General features: G+C 72.2%; 27 protein-coding genes. 16 read left to right on the forward strand and 11 right to left on the reverse strand.

The window, feature by feature from the left end; translation table 11 throughout:
- Positions 1 to 379 precede the first annotated feature (379 nt).
- Both ACLZOT_RS00005 and ACLZOT_RS00010 read left to right on the forward strand, forming a co-directional pair.
- Positions 380 to 766: a VOC family protein gene (locus ACLZOT_RS00005; protein ID WP_416966526.1), complete on the forward strand. Its 387-nt coding sequence runs from the start codon at positions 380 to 382 to the stop codon at positions 764 to 766.
- 54 nt (positions 767 to 820) lie between these two features.
- Entirely contained in the window at positions 821 to 1,900 is a 1,080-nt protein-coding gene (locus tag ACLZOT_RS00010; RefSeq protein ID WP_416966527.1) for an adenosine deaminase, read from the forward strand.
- On the opposite strand, the gene ACLZOT_RS00015 is transcribed toward ACLZOT_RS00010, so the two are convergent.
- Positions 1,882 to 2,397: a mycothiol transferase gene (locus ACLZOT_RS00015; protein ID WP_416966528.1), complete on the reverse strand. Its 516-nt coding sequence runs from the start codon at positions 2,395 to 2,397 to the stop codon at positions 1,882 to 1,884. The genes ACLZOT_RS00010 and ACLZOT_RS00015 overlap by 19 nt on opposite strands.
- 25 nt (positions 2,398 to 2,422) lie before the next feature.
- The gene (locus ACLZOT_RS00020) at positions 2,423 to 3,307 is read right to left on the reverse strand and encodes a LysR family transcriptional regulator (RefSeq protein WP_416966529.1); all 885 of its coding nucleotides are present in this window, start codon (positions 3,305 to 3,307) and stop codon (positions 2,423 to 2,425) included.
- Between the two features lie 136 nt (positions 3,308 to 3,443).
- Here ACLZOT_RS00020 and mgrA point away from each other — a divergent pair, with 136 nt between their 5' ends.
- The 5 genes from mgrA to ACLZOT_RS00045 all read left to right on the forward strand — a co-directional run bounded on the left by mgrA (position 3,444) and on the right by ACLZOT_RS00045 (position 9,032).
- Complete coding sequence (gene mgrA / locus ACLZOT_RS00025; RefSeq protein ID WP_416966530.1) at positions 3,444 to 4,439, forward strand: L-glyceraldehyde 3-phosphate reductase; 996 nt, start codon at positions 3,444 to 3,446, stop codon at positions 4,437 to 4,439.
- A 408-nt stretch (positions 4,440 to 4,847) separates the two neighbouring features.
- Positions 4,848 to 5,258, forward strand: coding sequence for a hypothetical protein (locus ACLZOT_RS00030; protein ID WP_416966531.1), 411 nt, complete (start codon positions 4,848 to 4,850; stop codon positions 5,256 to 5,258).
- A gap of 53 nt (positions 5,259 to 5,311) precedes the next feature.
- On the forward strand, positions 5,312 to 7,591 hold the full coding sequence (locus tag ACLZOT_RS00035) for an FHA domain-containing protein (protein WP_416966532.1): 2,280 nt from the start codon (positions 5,312 to 5,314) through the stop codon (positions 7,589 to 7,591).
- Between the two features lie 75 nt (positions 7,592 to 7,666).
- The gene (locus ACLZOT_RS00040) at positions 7,667 to 8,140 is read left to right on the forward strand and encodes a hypothetical protein (protein WP_416966938.1); all 474 of its coding nucleotides are present in this window, start codon (positions 7,667 to 7,669) and stop codon (positions 8,138 to 8,140) included.
- Positions 8,130 to 9,032 carry a serine/threonine-protein kinase gene (locus ACLZOT_RS00045; protein ID WP_416966533.1) on the forward strand — a complete coding sequence of 301 codons (903 nt, stop codon included), beginning with the start codon at positions 8,130 to 8,132 and terminating at the stop codon, positions 9,030 to 9,032. Before ACLZOT_RS00040 ends, ACLZOT_RS00045 begins: the two co-directional genes overlap by 11 nt.
- On the opposite strand, the gene ACLZOT_RS00050 is transcribed toward ACLZOT_RS00045, so the two are convergent.
- Complete coding sequence (locus ACLZOT_RS00050; RefSeq protein WP_416966534.1) at positions 8,968 to 10,227, reverse strand: streptophobe family protein; 1,260 nt, start codon at positions 10,225 to 10,227, stop codon at positions 8,968 to 8,970. The two genes, ACLZOT_RS00045 and ACLZOT_RS00050, sit on opposite strands and share 65 nt — an antisense overlap.
- A 133-nt stretch (positions 10,228 to 10,360) precedes the next feature.
- On the opposite strand from ACLZOT_RS00050, the gene ACLZOT_RS00055 reads away from it, so the two are divergent.
- Both ACLZOT_RS00055 and ACLZOT_RS00060 read left to right on the forward strand, forming a co-directional pair.
- Positions 10,361 to 11,569 carry a DUF6777 domain-containing protein gene (locus tag ACLZOT_RS00055; RefSeq protein WP_416966535.1) on the forward strand — a complete coding sequence of 403 codons (1,209 nt, stop codon included), beginning with the start codon at positions 10,361 to 10,363 and terminating at the stop codon, positions 11,567 to 11,569.
- Between the two features lie 82 nt (positions 11,570 to 11,651).
- Positions 11,652 to 12,107 (forward strand): ATP-binding protein, encoded by a 456-nt coding sequence (locus ACLZOT_RS00060; protein ID WP_416966536.1) that lies wholly within the window; start codon positions 11,652 to 11,654, stop codon positions 12,105 to 12,107.
- A gap of 7 nt (positions 12,108 to 12,114) precedes the next feature.
- On the opposite strand, the gene ACLZOT_RS00065 is transcribed toward ACLZOT_RS00060, so the two are convergent.
- The gene (locus ACLZOT_RS00065) at positions 12,115 to 12,987 is read right to left on the reverse strand and encodes an RNA polymerase sigma factor SigF (protein WP_416966537.1); all 873 of its coding nucleotides are present in this window, start codon (positions 12,985 to 12,987) and stop codon (positions 12,115 to 12,117) included.
- 104 nt (positions 12,988 to 13,091) lie between these two features.
- A complete protein-coding gene (locus tag ACLZOT_RS00070; RefSeq protein WP_416966538.1) occupies positions 13,092 to 13,871 on the reverse strand; it encodes a class I SAM-dependent methyltransferase in 780 nt (259 codons plus the stop codon).
- Between the two features lie 132 nt (positions 13,872 to 14,003).
- Between ACLZOT_RS00070 and ACLZOT_RS00075 the strand changes: the two genes are divergently transcribed.
- Positions 14,004 to 14,360 carry a helix-turn-helix domain-containing protein gene (locus ACLZOT_RS00075; RefSeq protein ID WP_416966539.1) on the forward strand — a complete coding sequence of 119 codons (357 nt, stop codon included), beginning with the start codon at positions 14,004 to 14,006 and terminating at the stop codon, positions 14,358 to 14,360.
- Positions 14,361 to 14,363: 3 nt separating this feature from the next.
- Here ACLZOT_RS00075 and ACLZOT_RS00080 read toward each other — a convergent pair whose 3' ends face one another.
- Positions 14,364 to 14,954 carry a ClpP family protease gene (locus ACLZOT_RS00080; protein WP_416966540.1) on the reverse strand — a complete coding sequence of 197 codons (591 nt, stop codon included), beginning with the start codon at positions 14,952 to 14,954 and terminating at the stop codon, positions 14,364 to 14,366.
- A gap of 2 nt (positions 14,955 to 14,956) precedes the next feature.
- Entirely contained in the window at positions 14,957 to 15,583 is a 627-nt protein-coding gene (locus tag ACLZOT_RS00085) for an ATP-dependent Clp protease proteolytic subunit (protein WP_416966541.1), read from the reverse strand.
- A gap of 187 nt (positions 15,584 to 15,770) precedes the next feature.
- On the opposite strand from ACLZOT_RS00085, the gene ACLZOT_RS00090 reads away from it, so the two are divergent.
- A complete protein-coding gene (locus tag ACLZOT_RS00090; protein ID WP_416966542.1) occupies positions 15,771 to 16,253 on the forward strand; it encodes a VOC family protein in 483 nt (160 codons plus the stop codon).
- A 66-nt stretch (positions 16,254 to 16,319) separates the two neighbouring features.
- On the opposite strand, the gene ACLZOT_RS00095 is transcribed toward ACLZOT_RS00090, so the two are convergent.
- The 3 genes from ACLZOT_RS00095 to ACLZOT_RS00105 form a co-directional block, all read right to left on the reverse strand.
- Positions 16,320 to 17,207: a geranyl diphosphate 2-C-methyltransferase gene (locus ACLZOT_RS00095; RefSeq protein WP_416966543.1), complete on the reverse strand. Its 888-nt coding sequence runs from the start codon at positions 17,205 to 17,207 to the stop codon at positions 16,320 to 16,322.
- 63 nt (positions 17,208 to 17,270) lie between these two features.
- Positions 17,271 to 18,305: a family 2 encapsulin nanocompartment cargo protein terpene cyclase gene (locus ACLZOT_RS00100; protein WP_416966544.1), complete on the reverse strand. Its 1,035-nt coding sequence runs from the start codon at positions 18,303 to 18,305 to the stop codon at positions 17,271 to 17,273.
- Positions 18,302 to 19,705 (reverse strand): family 2B encapsulin nanocompartment shell protein, encoded by a 1,404-nt coding sequence (locus tag ACLZOT_RS00105; protein ID WP_416966545.1) that lies wholly within the window; start codon positions 19,703 to 19,705, stop codon positions 18,302 to 18,304. Before ACLZOT_RS00105 ends, ACLZOT_RS00100 begins: the two co-directional genes overlap by 4 nt.
- A gap of 281 nt (positions 19,706 to 19,986) precedes the next feature.
- On the opposite strand from ACLZOT_RS00105, the gene ACLZOT_RS00110 reads away from it, so the two are divergent.
- The 5 genes from ACLZOT_RS00110 (at position 19,987) to ACLZOT_RS00130 (ending at position 24,982) form a co-directional block, all read left to right on the forward strand.
- Positions 19,987 to 20,784, forward strand: coding sequence for a VOC family protein (locus tag ACLZOT_RS00110; RefSeq protein WP_416966546.1), 798 nt, complete (start codon positions 19,987 to 19,989; stop codon positions 20,782 to 20,784).
- Positions 20,781 to 21,476, forward strand: coding sequence for a ribonuclease H family protein (locus ACLZOT_RS00115; RefSeq protein ID WP_416966547.1), 696 nt, complete (start codon positions 20,781 to 20,783; stop codon positions 21,474 to 21,476). Before ACLZOT_RS00110 ends, ACLZOT_RS00115 begins: the two co-directional genes overlap by 4 nt.
- 87 nt (positions 21,477 to 21,563) lie before the next feature.
- The gene (locus tag ACLZOT_RS00120; RefSeq protein WP_416966548.1) at positions 21,564 to 22,751 is read left to right on the forward strand and encodes an FAD-dependent monooxygenase; all 1,188 of its coding nucleotides are present in this window, start codon (positions 21,564 to 21,566) and stop codon (positions 22,749 to 22,751) included.
- Between the two features lie 81 nt (positions 22,752 to 22,832).
- Positions 22,833 to 24,341, forward strand: coding sequence for an MFS transporter (locus ACLZOT_RS00125; RefSeq protein WP_416966549.1), 1,509 nt, complete (start codon positions 22,833 to 22,835; stop codon positions 24,339 to 24,341).
- Entirely contained in the window at positions 24,338 to 24,982 is a 645-nt protein-coding gene (locus ACLZOT_RS00130) for a TetR family transcriptional regulator (RefSeq protein ID WP_416966550.1), read from the forward strand. Before ACLZOT_RS00125 ends, ACLZOT_RS00130 begins: the two co-directional genes overlap by 4 nt.
- Here the strand turns inward: ACLZOT_RS00130 and ACLZOT_RS00135 are convergent.
- Positions 24,948 to 26,621 (reverse strand): cholesterol oxidase substrate-binding domain-containing protein, encoded by a 1,674-nt coding sequence (locus tag ACLZOT_RS00135; protein ID WP_416966551.1) that lies wholly within the window; start codon positions 26,619 to 26,621, stop codon positions 24,948 to 24,950. The two genes, ACLZOT_RS00130 and ACLZOT_RS00135, sit on opposite strands and share 35 nt — an antisense overlap.
- Positions 26,622 to 26,637: the final 16 nt, after the last annotated feature.

Consider the following 26,637-nt stretch of genomic DNA (forward strand, 5'->3'; position numbering starts at 1 on the left):
TCTCCGCGGCGTCGCGACGCCCGGCACGCACTCTCGCCGCACCGCGCGAAAGCCCCCGTAGCTCCGCTACGAGGACTTCCACGCGGCACACCGAGAGCACGCACCGAACGCCGCTCCTTCACCCACGGATATCCATCAGAAGCGCCCTAGACCCCTCCGTTCCCCAGACCCGGCCCCCTCCGTTCCCCAGCCCTGGACCCCCTCAGTTCCGAGCCCCCACCCCCCTCCGTTCCCTAGCCCTGGACCCCCTCCGTTCCGAGCCCCCGCCCCCCTCCGTGATCCCCTCCGCCGCCGCCCCGGGAATGGGGTTGGCATCACTCACGTTTTACGTATAACCTCATCCGCTAACCAGCCCCCGGACCTCCCCCGAAAGGCCCCGATGTCCCGCATCGCCCTGGTCACCCTCGTCGTCGACGACTACGACGAGGCGATCCGCTTCTACACCGAAGCCCTCGGCTTCCGTCTCGCCGAGGACGAGCCCCGCCCCGACGGCTCGCGGTGGGTCGTGGTGGAACCCGGCGACGGCGGCACCTCCCTCCTGCTGGCCCGCGCCAAGAACGACGCCCAGTCGCCCCGGGTGGGCGACCAGACCGGCGGCCGGGTCGCCTTCTTCCTGCACACGGACGACTTCGCCCGCGACCACGCCCGGATGACCGAGGCGGGCGTGACCTTCCTGGAGGAGCCCCGCCACGAGCCGTACGGCTCGGTGGCCGTCTTCCGGGACCTGTACGGAAACAAGTGGGACCTGCTGCAGCCGGCGGACTGACACCCCCACCCCACCGGACCATCGACCACCTCTGAAGCAAGGGAGCCCCCCATCGTGACCACTACGCGCGTAGACGCCGACCTCCTCCGCCGCCTCCCCAAGGCCGTCCTCCACGACCACCTCGACGGCGGCCTGCGCCCCGCGACCCTCGTCGAGCTGTCCGCCGAGGCCGGTCACACCCTCCCCACCACCGACCCCGACGCCCTCGCCGCCTGGTTCTTCGAGGCCGCGAACTCCGGCGACCTGGTCCGTTACATCGCCACCTTCGACCACACCCTCGCCGTCCTCCAGACCCGCGAGGGCCTGCTCAGGGTCGCCGAGGAGTACGTCCTCGACCTGGCCGCCGACGGTGTCGTGTACGCCGAGGTCCGCTACGCGCCGGAGCTGAACACGCGCGGCGGCCTCACGATGCGCGAGGTCGTCGAGACGGTCCAGGAGGGCCTGGCCGCCGGCATGGCGAAGGCGGCCGCCGCCGGGACCCCGGTCCGCGTCGGCACGCTCCTGTGCGGCATGCGGATGTTCGACCGCGTCCGCGAGGCCGCCGACCTGGCCGTCGCCTACCGCGACGCGGGTGTCGTCGGCTTCGACATCGCCGGCGCCGAGGCGGGCTTCCCGGCCGCCGACCACGCGGAGGCGTTCGCGCACCTGCGGAGCGAGAACGTGCCGTTCACGATCCACGCGGGCGAGGCGGACGGCCTGACCAGCATCCACCAGGCCCTCCAGCTCTGCGGAGCCCAGCGCATCGGCCACGGCGTCCGCATCACGGACGACATCGCCGACCTCGCCACCGGCAAGCTCGGCCGCCTCGCCGGCTGGGTCCGCGACCGCCGGATCGCCCTGGAGATGTGCCCCACCTCCAACCTCCAGACCGGCGCCGCGACCTCGATCGCCGAGCACCCGATCACCGCGCTGAAGGCGCTCGGCTTCCGCGTCACCCTCAACACCGACAACCGCCTGGTGTCGGGGACGACGATGACGCGCGAGATGTCCCTCCTGGTCGAGCAGGCCGGCTGGACCACCGCCGACCTGCGCGACGTGACCGTGAACGCCCTGAAGAGCGCGTTCATCCCGTTCGACGAGCGGAACAAGCTGATCGAGGACGTCGTCCTGCCGGGCTACTCCTCCGCGCTCTGAATCATCCCCCGCAGATAGGCCGCCTGGCCGGCGTGTTCGAGGTCGTCCGCGAGCACGCTCACCAGGCGCACCCCGAGGCTGACCGGCGGGTCCCAGCGGATGTCGACGATCCGCTCCAGGTCCTCCGCGCCGACCGTGGCCAACGCCTCCAGCGTCTGTTCGTGGACGGCGTCGTAGTACCCGGTCAGCAGGTTCGCCCCGGCGACCCGCACCGCAGCGACCTGCTCGGGCCCGTGCCCGTACCCGGTGTCGTGCGGCGGCAGGTCGAGGCCGAACAGCTTCTCCCAGCCCTGCGCGTGCCACACCTGCTCCAGGCCGAACGCGTCCGCGACATGGTCGTCCTGGACCCGGGTGAGGTGCCAGATCAGCCAGGCCACCGAGTTGGCCTGGGGCGTGGGCCGGTGGTTGAGCCCGTCCGCGTCGAGGCCCGCGACCGCCGCGTGGACCTCTTCCCGGATGCGGCCGTACCCGTCGATGAGAATGTCCTTCGCATGCATACGACCACCATGCCCCGCCCGGCGCTCAGGCGCCCCCGGTTTCGAGCAACCCCATGAGCGCCCGCGCCGCCGGACTGGCCGCCCCGTCGGGCGGCAGCAGCGCCACCGTCTCGTAGCCCTGCTCCCCGGCCCCCTTCAGCGGCAGCGCGGCGAGCGCGGGCCGCTTGTGCCGGAAGTGCCGGGGGACGACGGCGACCCCGAGGTTCTCGTCGATGAGGTCGAGCAGGCTGTGGACGTCGTTGACCTCCAGCGCGACCGTCCGCCGCACCCCCGCCTCGGCGAACGCGGCGTCGGTCGCCCGGCGCGGCCCCCAGTCGGGGTGGAAGTCGACGAACACCTCGTCGCCGACGTCCTCGCAGCTCAGCGCGGCCCCCGCGGCGGCGAGCCGGTGCTCGGGATGGCACAGCACGTACATCGGCTCCACGGCCAGCGACACCGACCTGAGCTGGTCCGTGTCGTCCTGCGTCCGGTACGCGAACGCCAGGTCCAGCCGCCCCGCCGCGACCTCCTCGGCGAGCGTCCCCGACCCGAACTGCCTCAGGCGCACCTCGACATCCGGATGCGTACGCCGGAACGCCGCGAGCAGCCCCGGCGGGTGCACCCCGGCGATGCACTGCTCGGCGCCGACCGCGAGCGTGCCGCGCAGGACGCCCTGGACGGCGGCGACCGCCTCGTGCGCCGACCTGACCTGCGCGAGGATCCGCTCGGCCTCGGTCAGCAGCGCGCGGCCCGCCTCGGTGAGGGTCACCCTGCGGGTCGTCCGCACGAAGAGCGGGGCCCGCAGTTCCCGTTCCAGTGCCCGGATCGACGCGGACAGGCCGGACTGGGACACCATGAGGCGTTCGGCGGCCCGGGTGAAGTGCTGGTCCTCGGCGACCGCGACGAAGTGCTGGAGGTGGCGCAGTTCCATGACCGGGAAGCTTAGCCACTGAGAAGCCCGGTCGCTGAATTCCATCGGATTCTTCTGTTGGACCTCTGCCCGCAGGTCGGGAAAGGTGGATATCGCTCGAAAGCTGTGCCACACCACCCCCTCTGATGGAGTCGCGTTGTCCTACACCGCACACCCCGACCGCTACGCGGACATGCCCTACCGCCGCTCCGGACGCAGCGGCCTGAAGCTCCCGGCGCTGTCGCTCGGCCTGTGGCACAACTTCGGCCCCGACCGCTCGGTCGACACCCAGCGCGCGATCCTGCGCCGCGCCTTCGACCTCGGCGTCACCCACTTCGACCTCGCCAACAACTACGGCCCGCCGCCCGGCGCCGCCGAGTCCGCGTTCGGCGAGTTCCTCAAGGCCGACTTCGCGCCCTACCGCGACGAGATGATCATCTCGACGAAGGCCGGCTACCTGATGTGGCCCGGGCCGTACGGCGAGTGGGGCTCCCGCAAGTACGTCCTGTCGTCGCTGGACCAGTCCCTCAAGCGGATGGGCCTCGACTACGTCGACATCTTCTACTCGCACCGCCCCGACCCCGAGACCCCGCTCGAAGAGACCATGGGCGCGCTGCACTCCGCCGTCCAGCAGGGCAAGGCGCTGTACGTCGGCATCTCCAACTACTCCGCCGAACAGACCCGCGAGGCCGCCCGCATCCTCGGTGAACTCGGCACCCCCCTGCTGATCCACCAGCCGCGCTACTCGATGCTCGACCGGCGCCCGGAGACCGGCGGCCTGCTCGACGCGCTGGACGAGCTGGAGGTCGGCTCGATCGTCTTCTCCCCACTGGAGCAGGGCGTCCTGTCCTCCCGCTACCTCAACGGCATCCCGGAGGGCTCCCGCGCGGCCAGCGAGAGTCCGTTCCTGAACTCCGACGCGCTCACCGAGGACCTCGTCGCCAAGCTGCGCGCGCTCAACGACATCGCCGCCGGACGCGGTCAGACCCTCGCCCAGCTCGCCCTGGCGTGGGTGCTGCGCGGCGGCCGGGTCACCTCCGCCCTCGTCGGCGCGAGCAGCGCGCAGCAGATCGAGGACAGCGTCGGCGCCCTCGCCAACCTGGACTTCGAGGACGCCGAGCTGGCCCAGATCGACAAGATCGTCAACGGTTGAAGGGCCCGGCGCCCTCGCTTTCTGCGGCGGTGGCGCCGTTGATGTGACACCCTCCGCCCGCCCGCAACGGCGGGCGGAGCCGCCGTTCGCGCCTCGACGTGACGAGCGACGGCGTTCTCGTGACGCTCGGTGTGCATGTACATGAGGAATCAGCCGTCCGGGAACGTGCTGTGCCCCGGCCCTCTTCACGCAGGTCGCCGGGGCCGGCCGCCTCCCAGGCGGGGTGCCCGCCCTCGGTTCCGGGTGCATTCCGGCCAAGCCCGGCGGCGAATATGCCAGGAGACTGGCCGGAAAGACATGGTGACAGTGTTTTAGAAGTGAACATACTCGTCGTCATGGGTAGCTCACTCTCAGGTACCGCTTAGGAAGCGAGGCGCCCGCTCGGCAGCCAGCGACGGGGAGAGGGACGTGTACGACGAATTCCTGTGCCATGTCACCGCGTACGGAGTCTGCGACGGTCGGCGTATCGGGGTACCGCTCGGCACCTACCGCGCACCCACCCTCGCGCTCGCCCTGTGGTGGTTACGCGACCGGGCCTCCTGGATCGCCGAGCGCCTCGACCCCCAGCCGGAGAGCGGCCTGTGCCCGCCGGGTGCGCTCGTCCCGGTCGCCCCCACCGTCCCCGACGTCCCCGGCGCGCTGCGCGCGTGGTGTGCGGACCTGGGTCAACAGGAGCTGGTCGCCGACGAGTTGGCGGTCGGACGGCTGGTGCGGATCGCGCTCAGCGACGAGACGACGGAGTACGAACTGCTCGCGGAGTCGGTGGACGCGCTGCGGATGCAGCGGACGATCCCGGCCCTGGTGATGCCGGTCGGCTGAACCCGGAGAGGTTCTGTCGGGCACACGGATGGGCTGATCGGTAGAATTCGGTCATGGCGGAGCCGTCGGTCCTCCCGACCGCACCCGACCTGGTCCTGGAGACCGAGACGGGCTCCACCGTGCTGACCCCGGCGCACGCGTACCGCGTCGGCCGCGACCCCCTCAGCGACATCGTCCTCGACGACTCCCGCGTCTCCTGGCACCACGCGGTCCTGCGCCCCGACGGCGACCACTGGCGCGTCGAGGACGAGCACAGCACCAACGGCACGTACACCGACGGCCACCGCGTCGACGCCGAGGACGTCGGCCCCGGCAGCGTCCTGTGCTTCGGCAGCCCCGACGACGGCCCCCACGCCCGCCTCACCGCCGTACACCGCACCACCGCCTTCCGCAGGCCCACCGCCGTGCACCGCCTCCCCACGACGGCCGTCCGGATCGGCCGTGCCGCCGACAACGACCTCGTCCTCGACGACCTCGTCGTCTCCCGGCACCACGCCGAACTGCGCGCCCTGCCCGACGGGACGCACGAGATCGTCGACCTGGGCAGCCACAACGGCACGTATCTGAACGGCGCTCCCGTCACCCGTGCCGCCGTGGGGCCGGACGACGTCGTCGGGATCGGGCACTCCGCGTTCCGGCTGGCGGACGGCAGGCTCCAGGAGTACGTCGACACCGGCGAGGTCTCCCTCGACGTCCAGGACCTCACCGTCACCCTCGACCACGGCCGCCGGGTCCTCCTCGACCACGTCTCCTTCCCCGTCGGCGAGAAGTGCCTCCTCGCGGTCGTCGGCCCCAGCGGCGCGGGCAAGTCGACGCTGCTGGGCGCGCTCACCGGCCAGCGCCCCGCCGACCACGGCACCGTCGGCTACGACGGACGCGACCTGTACCGCGACTACGCCGAACTGCGCCAGCGCATCGGCCTCGTCCCCCAGGACGACATCCTGCACGCCCAGCTGACCGTCCGCGCCGCCCTCACCTACGCCGCCGAACTCCGCTTCCCGCAGGACACGGCGAAGGCGGAACGCCGCGCCCGTGTCACCGAGGTCATCCACGAACTCGGCCTCGACCAGCGCGCCGAACAGCCCGTCCACAGCCTCTCCGGCGGCCAGCGCAAACGCGTCAGTGTCGCCCTGGAACTCCTCACGAAACCCTCGCTGCTCTTCCTCGACGAGCCGACCTCGGGCCTCGACCCCGGCATGGACCGCTCGGTGATGCACATGCTGCGCGGCCTCGCCGACGACGGCCGCACGGTCATCGTCGTCACCCACTCCGTGCTCAGCCTCGACGTCTGCGACCGCCTCCTCGTCCTCGCCCCCGGCGGCCGGACCGGCTACTACGGCCCGCCCGAGGACGCCCTCGCCTACTTCGGCGCCGAGCAGTGGCCGGAGGTCTTCGAAGCCCTCGAACAGGACCGGGACTGGGCGGGGGAGTACCAGCTCTCACCGCTGTACCGCCGGTACGTCCGGGACGCCACCGCCCAGCCCCGGCTGCCCAGCCGGGACCGCGTCGCCGTCCCGCCCCCGCCCCGGCCACGCGGACGCGGGGCCCAGCTCGGCACCCTGGTCCGGCGCTACACCGCCGCCCTCTCCTCCGACCGCACCTTCCTCGCCGTGATGATCGCCCTCCCGTTCGTCATGGGCGGCATGGCCCGAGCCCTCGCGGGCGGCCGGCTCACCGAGAAGACGGCGATGAACGCGCTGCTCATCCTGTGCGTCGGCGGCGTCCTGACCGGTGCCGCCAACGCCGTACGCGAACTCGTCAAGGAACGCGGCATCTACCGGCGGGAGCGTGCCGTCGGGCTGTCCCGGACCGCGTACCTGATGTCCAAGGTGGTCGTGCTGGGCGCGGTGACCGTGCTCCAGGCCGTCGTCCTGACGCTGGTCGGCCTCCTCGGCGTCGACCTCGGGGCGCCGGGCGGGACAGGGGTCCTCACGCATCCCCTCGTCGAGATCACCCTCGCCGTCGCCCTGCTCTCCTTCACCGCGATGACGCTGGGGCTGCTGGTCTCCGCGCTGGTCCGCAAGGAGGAGGTGACGATGCCGCTGCTGGTGCTCCTCGCGATCGTGCAGGTCGTGTTCTGCGGCGCCCTGCTGGAGCTGGACGGCGTACCCGCCCTCGAACAGCTCGCCTGGCTCGTCCCCTCCCGCTGGGCGCTCGCCGCGATGGCCTCGACCCTCGACCTCGGCCGCATCGTCCCCGCCGACCCCCTGTACGAACACACCACCGGCGTCTGGCTCCTGGACATCGCGATGCTGGCCGTCCTCGCCGTGGTGTTCCTGTACGGGGTCTCCCGCCTCCTGCGCCGGCACGAACCGGCGATCATGCGGAAGTAGGCGGTGACGGTGGACGTCCCCACGGTGAACGCCTCCGGCGCCTTCCGGCCCACCCACGTCGTCCCGCCCTACGGCATGCCCGCCTGGCAGACCCCCGACCCCGCGCGCCCCACGGTCCCCCTCGACCCCCTCCTCCCCGTCCAGCTTCTCGAACTGCGCGGCGACTGGGGCCACGTCCTGTGCGCGAACGGCTGGAGCGCCTGGGTGGACGGCCGCCACCTGGTCGCCGTCCCCCAGGACCCGCCCGTCCCCACCGGCACCCCGGCCCCCGCCGACGACCCCCGCCCCCTGCTGGCCCGCGCGGAGCGTGCCCTCGCCGAATACCGGGCGGTGATCGAGGAGTTGACGTCCGGTCTCGACGGGGAGGCGTTCCGGCGGCGGACGAAGGGGCTGCGGATCGGGGTGGTCGTGGACGGCGCGTCGGTGTGGTTGTACGACCAGGAGCGGGGGCGGTGGATGTACGCGGAGGGGACGCGGCTGAGCACGTACGCGGCTGACGGGCCGCCCGCGCACGCCCCCACCCGAGTGGTGACCCCCGATGACCGATGACACCGGACGCCTGGTCGGCGGGTTCCGGATCGAGCGGGAGGTCGGGCGCGGCGGCATGGCCGTCGTCTACCGGGCCCGTGACCTGGCCCTGGACCGGACGGTCGCCCTCAAGCTGCTCGCCCCCGAACTCGCCCGCAACGACACCTTCCGGCAGCGCTTCGCCCACGAGTCGAAGGTCGCCGCCGGACTCGACCACCCGCACATCGTCCCGGTGTTCGCGGCCGGCGAGGCGGACGGCGTCCTGTACATCGCGATGCGGTACGTCGAGGGCAGCGACCTGCGCCGGCTCCTCGACCGGGAAGGCCCGCTGCCGCTCACGACGACGGCCCGGATCGCCGTACAGATCGCCTCCGCGCTGGACACGGCCCACGCGCACGGGCTGGTGCACCGGGACGTGAAACCCGGCAACGTCCTGATCGCCCCGGGGCCCGACGGGGACCACCCCGAGCACGCCTACCTCACCGACTTCGGGCTGACGAAGAAGTCGCTGTCGCTGACGGGGTTCACGACGGTCGGCCAGTTCGTCGGGACCCTCGACTACGTGGCGCCCGAGCAGATCGCCGGGAAACCGGTCGACGGGCGGTGCGACGTGTACGGGCTCGCCTGCGTCGTCCACGAGTGCCTCACCGGCCGCCCGCCCTTCCGGCGCGACGACGACATGGCCCTGCTCTGGGCTCACCAGTACGACGAACCGCCCCCACCGACCTCACTGCGCCCCGACCTGCCCGCACGCCTCGACGCCGTGTTCGCGAAGGCGCTCGCCAAGGACCCCGGGGACCGGTACGCCACCTGTCTCGCCTTCGCGGGGGAGCTGAAGGGCGGCGAGGTCAGGGGCGTACGGCCGCCGCCGGACTGGGCCGCCGTGCTCTTCGCGGCAGACACCCCGCGATGAACCCGGCGGCGAACCCCCACAGCGCCGCGAGCGCCAGCCCCGGCCACCACCGGGGCCGCAGCACCAGCGAGCCGCCCAGACCGCCGCCGAGGTCCCCGATGCCGAGCACGGACAGGCCGTAGCGGGCCTCGGTGCGGCACAGCAGGAAGACGGCGAGGACGGCGAGCGTCAGCGCGACCGCCAGATGCAGCCCGTGCCGCCAGGCGGGCATCCCCGCCGGGGAGCGCCGGACCATCACCCGGGCCGCCGCCAGCAGCAGCACGGCCTCCACCGCGAGCAGCCACCACACCCGCCCGTCCTGCGCGGCGAGCGAGCTCAGGTCCACCGTGGAGATGTCCGGCGTGCGCATCACCCCGTCCAGCACCTCCGGCATCGGCAGCCCGAACGGCCCCTGCACCCGCCCCTCCCAGGACGCCCCGAGCCCCAGCGTCAGCGTCAGCCACATCAGGTTCGGCATCCCCAGCAGCACGACGGCGACCGTCTCCGCGCGATGCCCCCGCCCGACGACCACCCCGAGCGCGGCCAGCACGCCCAGGGCGACCCACACGAGCAGCAGCACGAGGACCGCGTACGACACCGGCCGCACCGTCTCCTGCACGCGCAGCAGCCGCCCCGGCAGCGGGGCGCCGCGCGAGACCAGCAGCGCCAGCAGGAGCACGCCCGCCAGCCAGACGAGGCCGACCAGCAGGGTGAGCGGCACGTCGGTGGTGAAACCGACCTTCGGGTCGGCGCCGAACAGGTCGGCGAGGTCGCCCAGCGTGCCCTGGCCCAGGGGGATCGTGAACGTGTGCCGGGCGGCGAGGGCGATCCCCAGCAGGGCCAGCAGCCAGAGGGCCGCGAGCCGCGCCGCCCAGCCCGCCAGCTCCGCCGCCCCGGCCACCGCGCGGTGACGCAGGGGGCGCAGGAACCCGGCGCCGAGCACCAGCGCCCCGGCCAGCGTCACCGACAGCGGGATCACGGTCATCCCGGCCCCGCCGTCCGCGAGCGCCCCGGCCGCGCCGGACAGCTTCACCGTGCCGCCGACCGCCGTCACCACGGACGCCGCGACGACACTCGGGAACGCGCCGTCGGGCAGGTCCGTCGCCCCGGCCGTCAGCAGCCCGAGCGCGGCCACCAGGCCCATCGCGCACACCCCGGCCAGCACGGCGCCCAGCGCCTGGACCCAGCCGTGCCGGGAAGGGACGGAATCGATCACGCTGCCACGCTAAGCAGGTCCGCCGAGGCCCGCCTGCCGGGTGCGCCGTCGGTGTCCGCTTGCGGGGGACACCCGTTCGGAGCACACAATGGGGACGTTCTCTGACAAAACGACCCCGACTTCGGGAGGGTGCGTGAGCGTCGAACCGCCGTCATCCGGCAACCCCACCGGACCGCCCTCGGGCCCCCTCTCCGGCCCTTCCCAGCCGTCCTCGGGGCCACCGGACGAACCGCACCGCCCCTGGTGGCGATCCGCACCCCGCATCGCCCTCGCGACCACCGCCGTCGTGGCCGTGACCGCCGTCGCCCTGCTGCTCACCCGCTCCGGCGGCGACTCCGGCAAGAGCGGCGGCGCGAGCGGCGGGGAGGTCTTCCTCCAGGCCGCCGCGCGCCCGGGCCCCGACCCGTTCACCGAGTCCACGGCCACCGACAGCTCCGCCCCGCCCGTGACCCCCGCCCCCTCGCAGGCCCCCTCGGGCACCCTGCGCAGCGTCGACGGCGGCTCCGCCGGGCTCTACGGCGGCAGCCGCGACGTCGCCGCCTGTGACGTGGAGAAGCAGATCCGCGCCCTGACCGCCGCGCCCGCGAAGAACCAGGCGTTCGCCACCGTCGCCGGCGTCCAGCCCACCCAGGTCCCCTCCTACCTCCGCTCCCTCACCCCCGTACAGCTCAGGGCCGACACCCGCGTCACCAACCACGGCTACCGCGACGGCGCCGCGACCAGCTACCAGTCCGTCCTGCAGACCGGCACGGCCGTCCTCGTCGACGGCTACGGCGTCCCGCGCGTGCGCTGCGCCTGTGGCAACCCCCTCACCCGGCCCCAGGCCCAGTCCGGCGCCCCGCGCGCCACCGGCGACTCCTGGTCCGGATACCGGCCCACGAACGTCGTCGTGGTGGCGCCCTCGGTGACGGTCGTCAACATCTTCGTCCTGTACGACCACGACGACCACGGCTGGATCGCCCGCCCCCGGGGCGACTCGGGCCACGGGGACCGGCCGACGACACCGCCGACGACCCCGCCGGTGACACCGACGCCTTCGCCTTCCACGACGCCCTCGGGAACACCGACGCCCAGCCCCAGCACCAGCCCGAGTCCCAGCCCGAGCACCCCGTCTCCCTCCCCTTCGCCCTCAGCGTCTCCCTCCGCGTCCCCCTCGGAATCCCCCTCGCCGTCCGCCTCCCCGTCCCCCTCGGCGGCGAGCCCCTCGGTCTCCCCGTCGCCCAGCCCGTCCCCGTCGTCCCCGAGCCCCGCCGCGCTCACCGCCACCCCCAGCCCCTCGGGCCTCCCGTCCGCCGTCCCGTCCCCCGCTGCCGAGGAGCCTCCGTCCGCCCCCGGCGTATGAGGGGACTGCCCGGCCCGACACGGGGTACGAGCACAGATGCAGCGGCGTCAGCCCGGTCGGGCCTTACGGGAGGCGCGCGAGAATGAGCACGATCGAGGATCTGGACGGGGCAGTGATACCGATTGGTTTCGATGTACCGGTGGAACCGCTTCGGCGGGCCGCGCACTACACGGGCGCCCCGGGCTGCATCGGCGAGGCCCGCGCGTTCGCGGCGCGCTTCGTCGACCAGCTGAGAACCGAGTGGTGCGCAGCCATCGACGACGGCGCCGTGAACGAGGTGATGCTCGTGGTCAGCGAGCTGGTCACCAACGCGGACCGGCACAGCAACGGCCCGTACATCCTGGAGCTGGAGGGCACCGAGGAGTCCGTCGCGGTCTGCGTGTACGACAGCAGCGACGCCCTCCCGCTGCGCTTCCCCCGTGACCCCGAACGCGTCGGCCGCCACGGCCTGGAGATCGTCCACGCCCTGGCGACCGAGGTCAGCGCCGAACGCGTCCCCGTGGGCAAACGCGTCCGGGCCGTCGTCCCGTTCGGCTAGCGGCCGTTCAGGCCAGCATCCCTTCCCGCAGCCGCGCGATGATCCGCTTGATGAGCCGGGAGACGTGCATCTGCGAGCACCCCAGCTCGGCGCCTATCTCCGCCTGCGTCGCCTCCTGCACGAACCGCAGATGCAGGATCCGCCGGTCGCGTGCGCTGAGTTCGGCCATCAGCGGGGCCAGCGTGTGGAAGTCCTCGACGAGCCGCAGTCCGTGCTCCTCGACGCCGATGAAGTCGGCGAGGACCGCTTCCCCGTGCTCGGAGCCGTCGCCGGTCAGGGCCGCGTCCAGCGAGGACGACGTGTAGCCGTTGGCGGCGATCTGCGCCTCGATCACCTCGTCCTCGGTGATGTTCATCAGCGTTGCCAGCTCCGCGACCGTCGGCTCCCGGTCGAGGCGCCCCGCGAGCTCGTCCCGCGCCTTCGCCAGCTCGACGCGCAACTCCTGGAGCCTGCGCGGCACATGGACCGCCCAGGTGGTGTCCCGGAAGAACCGCTTGATCTCGCCGACGATGTACGGCAGCGCGAACGAGGTGAACTCCACCTCGCGCTCCGGCTCGAACCGGTCGATGGCCTTGATCAGCCCGATCATCCCGGTCTGGACGATGTCCTCCATGTCGTCGCCCCGCCCGCGGAAGCGGCCGGCCGCGAACCGGACCAGCGACATGTTCATCTCGATCAGCGTGTTGCGGGCGTACTGGTAGTCGTGGGTGCCCTCCTCCAGCTCACCCAGCCGCCGCAGGAACTGCCGGGACAGTTCGCGCGCGTCACGCGGGGCCACGCTGCGGGGGTCCTCGACCCCCGGCAGCCCGGCGGTCGCGGTCGTGCCGGACGTCCTTTCGACGACCGGTTCTGCCTGCGAGCCGATCACGGCGGTACGCATGCCCTCTCCCTCGCACGTCACGGTTCCCGGTCCTCGGGCCGGCGATAGGCCACGAGGCACTCTCGGGGCGCCTACCCGCAGCCGCGCGGCGCATGCGCCCGGGTTCACCCCAACGTGCGCCGAGCGGTGACGAGTTCGTGGAGATACCGTTTGGTCACCGTGCCCCCGTACCGGGTGTCGATCAGCTCGCGCAGCGCGTCGAGCAGCCCGGTCCTGGACGGCTCGTCGAGCGCGAGGTGGTTGGAGTAGGTGAGCAGCACCTCCAGATAGCCGTCGGTGGTGTACGTGACGTCCTGGGTGAACCGGCGTACGGTCACCTCCTCGTAGCCGGGGTCGCGTTCGAACTCCCCGGTGTCCACGTGTACTTCGGCGGCGTCCTTGAGGAGGAGGCCCGGCGGGGTCGTGGGGTCCCAGTGCTCGTAGTGGGCCTGGGAGTCGTGGAAGAAGTCGGTGGTGCCGCCCGCGACATGGTCGGTCACCACCACCGCGAGCAGCCCGCCGGGCCGGAGCGCGGCGGCCGTGCGGGCGACCCGTGTCGCCGGGTCGAGCCAGTGGAACGCGGTCGCGCACGTCACCAGATCGAAGGACGCGGCGGGCGGCTCCCAGGTGTCGAAGTCGGCGACCACGACCTCGGCTTGAGGCCGGTCCGCGAGGTTGCGGCGGGCCACCGCGGCGAGCGAGGCGCCGAGTTCCACGGCGGTGAGACGGCAGCCGGTCGCGGCGAGCGGGACCGTCAACTGGCCCGTGCCCGGCCCGATTTCGAGCACCCGGCGATCCGGGCCGAGACCGGCCGCCGTGACGATCCCGGCGACCAGCGCCGAGGGGTAGCGGGGGCGCACCCGGTCGTAGCGCTCCGCCACGGTGTCGAAGGTCTCGCGCAGCATGGAAGGCCCGCCTTTCAGGACTTTCGGGAGTGGACCCCGCAGTGTGCCGCCGCTCCCGGCGCTCCCGCCTCCGGTTTTCCGCCGTCGGCGGAACGCCGGGCGGCACGGTCCCCGCGCTCCTAGGCTGGGAAGGTGAGCAACCACGACGAGGCCCGAGTCATCCCCCTGGCCCCGCCCCGCGAGCCCCTGTGGCGGGACCTGGTCGGAGACGTCCTGCGGCGCGAGCGCCAGACGCAGGAGCGCACCCTCAAGGACGTCGCCGACGCGGCCCGCATCTCCATGCCCTACCTCTCCGAGGTCGAGCGGGGCCGCAAGGAAGCCTCCTCGGAGGTCCTCGCCGCCGCCGCGCACGCCCTCGGCCTGACCCTCGGCGACCTGCTCTCCCGCACCCAGGACGAGCTGGTCAGGGTCACCGCGCGCCACACCCCCGTGCACCGTCGCGCGGCGACCTCGTCGTACTCCTACGACGGCCTCTGCCTCGCCGCGTGAGGGTCAGCGGCGGCTGAGCACGTCGTCCGCCAGCCCGTACGCCACCGCCTCCTGGGCCGTGAACACCTTGTCGCGGTCCATGTCGGCGCGCAGGGTCGCGGCGTCGTGGCCGGTGTGCCGGGCGAGGACGTCCTCGACCTGGGAGCGGATGCGGACCATTTCCTTCGCCTGGAGGGCGAGGTCAGACACCATCCCGCGCTGACCGCCGCTCGCCGGCTGGCCCAGCAGGACCCGCGCGTGCTCCAGCACGAACCGGCGGCCCGGGTCGCCGCCGGCCAGCAGCACGGCCGCCGTGGACGCCGCCTGCCCGACGCAGAACGTGGAGATGGGGGCGCGGACGTACGACATCGTGTCGTAGATCGCCATCAGTGAGGTGAACGAGCCTCCGGGGGAGTTGATGTACAGGGCGATCTCGTTCTCCGGGGACGCCGACTCCAGGTGCAGGAGCTGCGCGATCACCACGTTCGCGACGCCGTCGTCGATCTCGGTGCTGAGGAAGATGATCCGCTCCGACAGCAGCCGGCTGTAGATGTCGTAGGACCGCTCGCCCTGCGGGGTGCGCTCGACGACGTACGGAATCGTGTAGTTGCCCATGGTCACAGTCCCATCCGTCGTTCCCGGGCCGCCGGGCGCAGGTCCGCGAGCGAGCGGACGATCCGGTCGACCATGCCGTACTCCCTGGCCTCCTCGGCCGTGAACCAGCGGTCGCGGTCGCCGTCGCGGGAGACCGTCTCCGGGGACTGGCCGGTGCGTTCGGCGGTGAGGTGTTCGATGGTGCGCTTGGTGTGCTCCAGGTTCTGCGCCTGGATCTCGATGTCCGAGGTCGTGCCGCCGATCCCGGCGGACGGCTGGTGCATCATCACGCGGGCGTGCGGCAGCGCGTACCGCTTCCCGGGCGCCCCCACGGTCAGCAGGAACTGGCCCATGCTGGCCGCGAACCCCATGGCGAGCGTCGCCACGTCGTTCGGGACGAGCTGCATCGTGTCGTGGATCGCGAGGCCCGAGTGGACCTCGCCGCCGGGGCTGTTGATGCACAGCACGATGTCCGCGCGGGGGTCCTCGGCGGCGAGCACGAGGAGCTGCGTGCACACGCGCTGCGCCGACACCTCGTCGACCTGCGTCCCCAGGAACACCATGCGCTGTGCGAGGAGCTGACTGGCGAGGTGGTCGTCGAAGCGGGTGGGCTGGGTGTCGCCGTCGGCGAGCGTGATGGGTGGAGTCATGGCCTCTCCCTCGATGGGTTCCGGTGCCTCCACCCTTGCCCCGCGGCGCCGCCGGCCGGCGGTTTCTCTGCCCTGGGCAGAGCGGCTCTGCCGAGAGCAGAGGTTTTTCCCGTGAGGGCCGATGAGTTTGCGGCGGCGGGCCGGTCGATACCCATGACCGTGTCGTCCACGACCCCGGGGAGCCCCCATGACCACCGACGGATTCACCACCTGCCTCTGGTTCGACGACCAGGCGGAGGAAGCGGCGCACTACTACGTCTCGATCTTCAAGAACTCCAGCGTCGGCAAGGTGTCCCGCTACCCCGAGGGCGCCCCGCAGCCCGCCGGGACCGTCCTGACCGTGGAGTTCACCGCGAACGGCCAGAACTTCGTGGCCCTCAACGGCGGCCCCCAGTTCACGTTCAACGAGTCGATCTCCTTCCAGATCATGTGCACGGACCAGGACGAGGTCGACTACTACTGGAACAAGCTGACCGAGGGCGGCGGCGAAGGCGGCCCCTGCGGCTGGCTCAAGGACAGGTACGGCGTGTCCTGGCAGGTCGTCCCCACCCGGTTCATGGAGCTCTTCCAGGGCTCCGACGAGGGCCGCGCCGCCCGCGCCATGGCGGCCATGATGACGATGGGCAAGCTCGACATCGCCGCTCTGGAGAAGGCGGCCGACGGGGAGTGACCCGGGGCGCGGCACGGAAAGGCTCCGGCCGGGTCGAAGAACCCGGCCGGAGCCCACAGCCGCAGGTCAGACGCGGTCCGCGACGATCATCAGGTACTGGAAGCTGCCGTTGCGGTACGCCGTCAGGAACGTTTCCTCGATCCCGGTGACCAGGTGGTCCGCCTGCGCGCGCAGCTCCCAGTAGGGCAGCGCCGTCTGCGTCAGGTCCTCGACATGGACCGGCACCAGCCGGTTCTTCGCCATCGCCCGGAAGTACTCCGAACGCGGGTGGATGTCGCAGATGTAGTGCGCGTTGATCAGCGACACCTCACGCGACGCCTGCCCGTACGTGTCGTTGTAGCAGCCGGTGATCGTCACGTACCGCCCGCCCCGGCGCAGCAGCCGCGCGTGCTCGGCGAACAGCAGCTCCAGCTCGACGTACATCGTCGACTCGTTGTTCCAGGACGCGGCGTACGCGCCCGTCTCGAAGCCGGTGTCCAGCATGTTGCGGGTGTGGTAAGCGACCTTGTCGTCGATGCCCCGCTTGCGGGCCTGCGCGTTCGCGAACTCGGCCTGCTTCGTGGACAGGGTGACGCCGTCCGCGCCGCAGCCGTAGCGCAGGTGCGCGGTGACGCTGCCGCCGCCGCGCCCGCAGCCCGCGTCGAAGACCCGGTCCTCGGCCGTCAGCGGGCCCAGCTTGGAGGCCAGCAGCTCGGCCTGCGCGTGTTCGAGGCGGTGCAGCTCGGCGGTGAGGCGTTCACGGCGCTGGACGGGATCGGGTTCGTCCAGGACGCTCCAGTCGGCGTCGCCGATGCCGTAGTGGTGGTGGTACAGGTCGTCGATCCGGCCCAGGTCGAGGTTGACCGGGTTCTCCTCGGCGTTCCAGTAGTCCGCGATCCGGCTCTGGTAGACGGACTGGACGGACTGGCCGGGCACCGGGGCGAGACGGGGTCCGGCGTCGTGGGCAGTGGTCAACGGTCGCTCCTATGTCGTGCGATGAACGGGTCGTGCCGCGGCCGGCCCTGAGCCGGCCGGGTCTCACCAGTAGTCGGGCAGGTGGTAGCGGTGGGTGTTGGTGGCGTGCCACTCGTGGTTGCCCGCCACCCAGTCGTCCAGGCCCTGCGCGTAGCGCTCCGCGAGCGGGGACAGGGCCCCCAGCAGGGCCGCCTCCGCCTCGAAGTCGGCCATGATCTGGTTGTGGATCTCGACCGCCTTCAGATAGGCGGCCTTCAGGCCCCGCTTCTCGTTCGCGGCGATGACCTGGGGGAGGTTCAGGTGCTCGGGGTCGGTGGCCAGCTCCTTGGTGAAGGAGTACAGGTCGTTGACGAGGGTCGTGGCGTTCGAGGCGAGCGCGGTGATCCGCTGGATCTCGGGGCGGGCGTAGATCTGCTCCGGCAGCTCGTAGCCGTCGACCGCGTCGACGATCGACAGACAGGGCCGGAAGTTGTTGAACTGGCGCATCACCAGGTACTCCCAGACCTTCGGCATGTACCCGGTCTGCGCCCAGGCCGCCTCGCCGAGATAGCCGAGGTGCAGCCGCGCCATGTCGTGCACGAACCGGTCGGCCTGGCTCGGCGTGGACAGCGCCGCGTAGTCCTTCATGGCCCAGAAGTACGAGCGCAGCGGACTGTCGGCCCGCATCCCCGCCTGCCACTCGGCGGTGAGGTCTGCCGGCCCGTGGAAGGGGTCCAGGGCCGACTGCGCGACGACGAGCCGCCCCCCGAGCCCGGCCGCCGAGCCGCCCCGGCCCTCGGCCTCCTCGCAGTAGCAGTCGTCCACGATGTTCTCGGCGAGCAGCAGCTTCCCGGCCGCCACCAGCCGCTCCATGTCGAGGGCCCTGGGGTGCTGGAGGACGACGGCCCGTCCGAACTGGAAGCCCGAGAAGTCGCCGTGCCACTCCGGCGGGAACAGCTCCAGCTCGTTCGCCCACTCCTCCAGCCGGCGGTCGACCTCCGCCGCCTTCACCGGGTCGGCGGGCTCGACCTGCCGGTACGTGAGGCCCGGTACGACCCCGGTCCGTTTCGCGTTCAGCGGCCGGAAGGGAGCGGGGGGTCCTGGGATCGCGTAGGTCACTGCGGCGTCCGTCCGATCTGTACGTTCTCCAGGATCCCGACGGCGTCCGGCGTCAGCACCGCCATCGAGTAGTACGCGGTGACGAGGTAGCGGATGACCGCGTTCTGGTCGATGCCCATGAACCGCACGTTCAGGCCCGGCTGGTACTCCTCCGGGATGCCCGTCTGGTAGAGGCCGACGACGCCCTGGTCCTCCTCGCCGGTGCGCAGCGCGATGATGCTGGTCGTGAGGTCCTTGCCGACCGGGATCTTGCCGCAGGGGAAGATCGGCACCCCTCGCCACGCGGGCACGTGATGGCCGTTCACCTCGGCCGGGGCCGGCATCAGACCGCGCCGATTGCACTGCCGGAAGAACGCGGCGATCGCCTTGGGATGCGCCAGGAACAGCTTGGTCTTGCGCCGCATCGACAGCAGTTCGTCCATGTCGTCCGGCGTCGGCGCACCGCTGAAGGTGGGGATGCGCTGGTCGTAGTCCGTGTTGTGCAGGAGCCCGAACTCCCGGTTGTTGACGAGCTCCCACTCCTGGCGCTCACGGATCTCCTCCACCGTCAGCCGCAGCTGCTGGTGGGTCTGGTCCATGGGCTCGTTGTAGAGGTCGGCGACCCGGGTGTGGACCTTCAGGATCGTCTGGGTCAGCGACAACTCGTACTCGCGCGGCGAGAGTTCGTAGTCGACGAACCCGGCGCCGATGGTGGGCTCCCCGACATGGCCCGCCTGGAGGGGGATCTCCGCCTCGCCCCGGCGGTTCATCGGCAGCCGCTGCCGCGCCGCGTACGCCTCGAAGTGCGCCGCCAGCGACGGCACCCGCGCGGTCAGCTCCCGTACGGCGTCCCACGGCAGCGTCAGGACCACGCCCGCCGTGTCCGCGCGCACCGAGGCGCTCCACAGCGGGTCGGGCCGGCCCATCGCCTCGTCGCCCAGCTGGTCGCCCCCGGAGACGACGCCGAGGATCTCCTCCTCGCCGTACGCCCCCGCCGTGAACCGGGTGAACCGGCCGTGCGCCACCACGTACGCCTCGGTGACCGGCTGCCCGGCCTCGAAGAGGATCTCGCCCGCGCGTACCTCGCGCGCGGTGAACCGGCCCGCCAGCTCCCGCAGCACCTCGGTGTCGGCGTAGCCGCGCAGCGCGGGGAGTTCGGTGAGGGTCTCGGGGACGATCCGGACGTCGTCCGCGCCGTTCTGCTCGAACCGGACCCTGCCCCGGCCCACCGAAAGCTGGAGCCGCCGGTTGACGCGGTAGGTGCCGCCCCGCACGTCGATCCAGGGCAGCGAGCGGATCAGCCAGCGCGAGCTGATGCCCCGCATCTGCGGTTCGGACTTGGTGGTCGTGGCGAGCTGACGGGCGGCCCGGGTGCCGAGACTGGTGAGCGGGGCGGTGGTGACACCGTCCGGTGTGGACACATTCACTCCCGTGGAGCTGGACAGGGCGGGCCTGCGGCCGTCGCCGGCCGGAGGCGTACAAGCAGCCAACCCGGTCGTGCTACGAACGCGCACCGGCGTGCGGGGGGATCAGCGGAAGCAGAGACGGTGATCCACCGCGCACCCGCGTCACTCTCAAGGGGAATATGTGGAACCTCCGCTTCTGTGTTAGAGGTCTTGTCGACAGCGTTCGCCGCGCGGCCCGGCGCGTGCGTGACTAGCGTGGGAAGCAGACCTGTCGGCCGATCGGAAGGGGCGCGGTCATGGCCGTGCAGCCCGAGGGAACGCCCTGCTGGGCGGACGCGATGTTCACGGACGTCGAAGGCGCGAAGAGCTTCTACGGCGACGTCCTCGGCTGGACCTTCGGCGAGGCGGCGTCGGAGTTCGGCAGCTACACGCAGGCGTACGCCGGCGGGAAGGCGGTCGCCGCCGTCGTCCCGCCGATGCCCGGCCAGGAGGGCGCCTCGCAGTGGTGCCTGTACCTCGCCTCGGCCGACGTCGCCGCGACCGCCGCGAAGATCCGCGAGCACGGGGGAGAGGTGCTGATGGAGCCCATGCGGGTCGGCGACTTCGGCAGCATGTGCCTCGCGCGCGACCCGAGCGGCGCCGTCTTCGGCGTCTGGCAGGCCGGGACCCACGAGGGCTTCGAGGCGGTGGCCGTCCCCGGCGCCTACTGCTGGGCCGAGATCTTCACGCGCGAGCCCGGGAAGGCCGACGCGTTCTTCCCGGCCGTCTTCGGCTACCGGGTCAAGGAGATGGCCGACGACGCCATGGACTTCCGCATCTACCAGCTCGGCGAGGACATGGTGCTGGGCCGGATGAAGATGGGCGAGGAGTTCCCGCCGCAGGTCCCGTCGTACGTCAACGTCTACTTCGCCGTCGACGACTGCGACGCCGCCGTGAAACGGGCCGTCGACGGGGGCGGCATCCTCCGGTTCGGGCCGATGACCATGGCTTTCGGGCGGTTCGCGGCGCTCAGTGACCCGCAGGGCGCGAGCTTCTCGGTCATCGACGTGACGACCACGGAGGGGGACCGGCCCACGCTCACCGACGTGGCATGATCGAGTCCATGGGTGAACGACTGGTGGCCGCGTGCGACGGTGCTTCGAAGGGCAATCCCGGACCTGCCGGCTGGGCGTGGGTGGTCTCCGACGACGCCTCGACCCCGGCCCGCTGGGAGGCGGGACCGCTCGGGAAGGCCACCAACAACGTGGCCGAACTGACCGCGCTGGAGCGGCTGCTGACGGCCACCGACCCGGCCGTGCCGCTTGAGGTGCGGATGGACTCGCAGTACGCGATGAAGGCCGTCACCACCTGGCTGCCCGGCTGGAAGCGCAACGGCTGGAAGACGTCCGGCGGCAAGCCCGTCGCCAACCAGGACCTCGTCGTACGCATCGACGAACTCCTCGGCGGGCGCACCGTCGAGTTCCGCTACGTCGCCGCCCACCAGGTCGACGGCGACCCCCTGAACGACTTCGCGGACCGCGCCGCGAGCCAGGCGGCGGTCGTCCAGGAGGCGGCGGGCAGCGAACTCGGCTCGCCGGAGCCGCCGCCCTCGTCGATGACGCCGTCGTCCGGGGGGAGTAAGCGCACTGCCAGGCCGGCTCGCAAGTCGGCCTCCTCCTCCCGCACCATCAAGGCCAAGTTTCCCGGCCGCTGCCTGTGCGGACGCTCCTACGCGGCCGGCGAGGACATCGCGAAGAACGCCCAGGGCTGGGGCCACCCGGAGTGCCGCGCGGAGGCTACCGCCTGAGACCCCCTCGTGTCGCACGTGCGCTGAACGACGCCCACCGGCTGCTACCCTGCGTCGTCACTTGCCCACGTTCGGTCAATTTCAGAGGTGTGCGTGAAGGTCGCCTGCGTCGGTGGCGGGCCCGCCGGCCTGTATCTCTCGATCCTGCTCAAGCGACGGAACCCGTCGTACGACATCACCGTCCACGAACGAAACGCGGAGGGCTCGACCTACGGCTGGGGCGTCACGTACTGGCGTGAACTCCTGGAGAAACTCCACCGCTACGACCCCGAGTCCGCCCGCGAGATCGACGCCGCCTCCGTCCGCTGGACCGAGGGCGTCGCCCACATCCGCGGCACCGCCACCCGTCGGCCCGGCGACGAGGGCCACGGCATCGGCCGCCACCGCATGCTGGAGATCCTCGCCGCCCGCGCCCGCGGCCTCGGGGTGCGCCTGGAGTTCGAGTCCGAGGTGGACGGTCCTCCCGAGGCCGACCTCGTCGTCGCGGCCGACGGCGTCCACAGCGCGCTGCGCACCGGGCGGGCCGCCGACTTCGGCGCCGAACTCACCGACGGCCGCAACGCCTACGTCTGGCTCGGCACCACCAAGGTCTTCCCCACCTTCACCTTCGCGTTCGTCGAGACCGAGCACGGCTGGGTCTGGTGCTACGGCTATCCCTACGACGACGGCCACAGCACCTGCGTCATCGAGTGCGCCCCCGAGACGGTCGCCGGCCTCGGACTCGACGGCGAGGACAGCCTCCCGGTGCTGGAGAAACTGTTCGCGCACATCCTCGACGGACACGAACTGATCGGCCGCGAACCCGGACCCTGGCCCGTCTTCCGCACGCTCACCAACCGCACCTGGCACCACGGCAACCTCGTCCTGCTCGGCGACGCCGCCCACACCACCCACTACTCCATCGGCGCGGGGACGACCCTCGCCCTGGAGGACGCGATGGCCCTCGCCGACGCGCTCGACACCGGCGACCTGCCGTCGGCCCTCGCCGCGTACGAGGCGCAGCGCAAGGCCGCGCTGCTCTCGACGCAGAGCGCGGCGCGCTACAGCGCCCAGTGGTACGAGAACCTCTCGCGGTACATCGACCTGCCGCCGGAGCAGATGTTCGCGCTGCTGGGGCAGCGTCACTCGCCGCTGCTGCCGTACGTGCCGCCGCAGTTGTACTACCGGCTGGACCGTGCGGCGGGCTCTCTGGAACCGCTGCTCCGGTTCAAGCGCTGGCTCGGACCGAAGCTCGCCCGCAACGTCCACGCACGCGTGCTGACCTCCCGGAAGTAATCGCACGCCCTTTTGGTGAATGGCGATTCACTGCTACGGTGAATCGCCATTCACCATCTTTGTGCCGCCGCTGGAGCCCCCATGGCCTCGCCCGTCCCGATACCCGTCACCAGGCCGGACGGTCCGCGCAGCCGGTTCACGATCCCGGTCCTGGCCTTCGGCGGCATCCTCATGGCCGTCATGCAGACGGTCGTCATCCCCCTCCTGCCCGACCTGCCCCGCCTGACGCACTCCTCCCCGGCCGCCGTCTCCTGGATGGTCACCGCCTCCCTCCTCTCCGGCGCCGTCCTCACCCCCGTCCTCGGCCGCGCCGGCGACATGTACGGCAAGCGGCGCGTCCTGCTCCTGTCGTTCGCGCTCCTCGCGATCGGCTCGGCGATCTGCGCGCTCACCTCCGACATCGGCATCCTCATCGCCGCCCGCGCCCTCCAGGGCGCCGCCTCCTCGGTCGTCCCGCTCTCTATCAGCATCCTGCGCGACGAACTCCCCGCGCGGAAACGGGGATCCGCCGTCGCCCTGATGAGCTCCACCGTCGGCATCGGCGCCGCCCTCGGTCTGCCGGCCGCCGCCGTCGTCATCCAGTACGCCGACTGGCACGCCATGTTCTGGGTCACCGCGGCCCTCGGCGCGCTCGGCGTCGGCCTGATCCGGTGGGCGGTGCCCGAGTCGCCGGTGCGGGAGCCGGGGCGGTTCGACGTGACCGGGGCGCTCGGGCTCGCGGCCGGGCTGGTGTGCCTGCTGCTCGCGGTGTCGCAGGGCGGCCAGTGGGGGTGGGGGAGCGGACGCGTCATCGGCCTGTTCGCCGCCGCCGCGGTGATCCTCGCCCTGTGGTGGTGGCAGCAACTGCGCGGCGAACGGCCCCTGGTGGACCTGCGGCTCGTCACCCGGCCCAGCGTCGGCCTCTCCCACGTCGCCGCGCTGCTCACCGGGTTCGCGTTCTACGCCAACTCCCTGGTGACCGCCCAACTCGTCCAGGCGCCGAAGGACACCGGGTACGGGCTCGGGCTGACCATCGTCGAGACCGGCCTCGTCCTGTTCCCCGGCGGCATCATCATGCTGCTCATGTCGCCGCTCTCCGCCCGCTTCTCGGCGGCCCGCGGACCCCGGATCACCCTCGCGCTCGGCGCCGCGGTCATCGCCTGCGGATACGCCGTCCGCATCGCCGACAGCCACTCCCTGGCCATGATCATGATCGGTGCGGCGGTGGTGTCCGTCGGTACGACCCTCGCGTACTCGGCGCTGCCCTCGCTGATCCTGCGCGCGGTGCCCGCGAACCAGACGGCGTCCGCGAACGGGGTCAACGTCCTGATGCGGACCATCGGACAGGCGGTGTCCAGCGCGGCGGTCGCCGCTGTGCTGGTGCACCACACGGGGAGCGTCGGAGGGGTGCCGGTGCCGACGCTGCACGGGTACCTGCTCGCGTTCGGGGTCGCGGGGGTGGTGGCGCTGGGGGCGTGCGCGGTGGCGCTGACGATCCCGGGGGACGAGGCGGAGGCGGCTCCCGAGGGCGGGCCGGGGGAGGGGCGGCAGGTCCGGGGCGGGCCGGAGGAGGGCCGGCAGGCGCCGGACGGGGTCCGGGAGGGAGCATGAGGGGCGTGACGACCACACCCGCACCTGAGACGACGGACGGCCCCGGCAGCCATGCCGAACCGCCCGCCGCCCCCCGCCGCGACGCCGAAGCCACCAAAGCCGCCATCCTCCGCGCCGCCCGCTACCTCATGGCCCGCGGCTCGCACACCGACATCACCCTCAAAGCCGTCGCCGAACGCGCGGGCGTCAGCGCGCCCCTGGTCCTCAAGTACTTCGGCAACAAGGACGCCCTCTTCGCCCGCGTGATGTCCTTCGAGTCCGACGTGGAGGAGCTGCTCGACGCCCCTCTGGCCGACCTCGGCGCCCACATGGTCCGCCATGTCGTCGCAGGCCAGCGCGAGCGCGGCGCCGACCCCGTCCTGCGCATCGTCTTCGCCTCGCACCAGGGCGCGGACGGCGACGTCCTGCGCGCCAACTTCCGCGCCCAGGTCACCGACCGCCTCACCGCCCGCCTCCCCGGCCCGGACGCCGCCCTGCGCGCCGAACTCACCCTCGCGACACTGCTGGGCCTCGGCGTCATGAACGGCATCGCACGCGGCACGGCGGTACGCGCCACCCCGGTCGAGGACCTCGTCGCCCGCTACGGCCCGACGGTCCAGGCGCACCTCACGGGAACAGCCTCTGGTGCAGAGGCGCCCTGAACACCCCGTGCGGATCGAGCCGTTGGAGGATCCCGGCGGCCTCGCCCCACCCGGCCCCGTACGACGCGGGCACGGCCGTCCCCAGCACCTCGGGGTCGGCCCACGCCTCCTGGTCCGTGTACCCCCACCCCTTCGACCACTCCACCCGCGCCAGCGCGTCCGTCCCGTCGTACGAGGCCAGCAGGAACCGCTCCAGCTCCCGGTAGAACTCCTCGGCGTGCGGGGTCCCCGGCAGGGTCAGGATGTCCAGCCAGACCGCCGTGTCCCACTCGGGACGCCCGGGGACGGGACTCAGCGCGGAGATCGACGGGGCCCGCGCGCCCGCGTGTTCGGCGTCGGCGGGGTCGTCCAGTCCGGTCACCCGGATCTCGACGGCCCCGTTGACGGGGAACTTCCCCTGCGCGGCGTACGCGTCGAGCCGACCCCGGTAGAAGTCCGCGAACTCCCGCACCACGCGCTGCACTTGATCCCGTGAGGTGAGGATCGCGTACCCGTTCGCGTGCACCCGCAGGGTCGTCGGCCGGACGTACAGCAGCGTGTTCTTCGACGGCCCCCACAGGTCGGCGGAGAACGTCGCCGTGAGGCCCAGTACGGCCGCGTCGAGCTGCGCGTTGCCCAGGACCGGCGCCAGATACCAGGCCGCGTCCGCGACGAGCCGCCCGGCGAGGTCGGCGACGAGGGTCGGCAGGGTGTCGGAGAAGGGGTAGTTGTACGGGGAGTCCACGCGCCGCGACAGGAGCGGCTTGACCGGCTCCACGCTCCACGTCTTGAGCCACGGGAACTCGGTGAACGGGAACCAGATCGCCTCCACCCGCCCGGCGGAGTCCACGAAGCCCGCGAACGTCCGCCCGCCCTCCCCGAACAGCTCCTTCGCCGGGATGTCCGTCCGGCTCACACACCGCAGGTTGCTGTCCGCCCCGACCCTGAGCACGACCTCGACGACGAGCGCCCGCCCCAGATGCGTCAACAGCGCGGCGCAGTCCGCCTCGTCACGGCGGAAGGTGCGCAGCGCGTACGCCGCCCCGTCCCACACCACCGCAGTCAGCGACAGCACCCGGTTGCTGAGCGACCCGTACGTCTGCCCCGGCGGCCGGCTCTCCCCGCGCGCGGGTACGGCCGTTCCGTGCCCGTCGATCGCGAGGACCCCGCCGAGCGTCAGGTCGCCGGGTGCCGGAACCGCCGTCATCCCGAGGCCGTGGTCCTCCAGGAACCCGAGCAGCGTCTCCATGTGCACGCCCGTGCCGGCCCGGACGGAGGTGGGGGAGTCGAGGGCGAGGCCGGTGAAGCGGGAGGTGTCCAGGAGCAGGATCCGCGCGTCCGCCGGGGTGTCCTCGGCGAGCGTCAGCGGGGCCCAGCCGTGCGCGGCGCCCCGGGGGCGGACCGTCCAGCCCTGCGCGTGCGCCCAGTTGACGGCGGCGACCGCCTGCGCGGGCGTCTCGGGGACGCAGGCCCACAGGCCGACGGCGACGATCGTGCCGTCCCAGTTGCGGTAGGCGGTGCGGCGCAGCTCCACACCGGGCGGGAAACCGGGCAGCTCCGAGTCGGCGGCGGCCGGATCGGCGGCCAGGAGCACCAGGACGGCGGCGGCACCGCCGAGGAAGCCGCGGCGGCTGGGCGAGTTCACGGAACGATCAGTCACAAGATCACGGTAAGCG

This window comes from Streptomyces sp. 4F14 (genome assembly GCF_048159485.1).
In the GTDB taxonomy this organism is placed as follows: domain Bacteria; phylum Actinomycetota; class Actinomycetes; order Streptomycetales; family Streptomycetaceae; genus Streptomyces.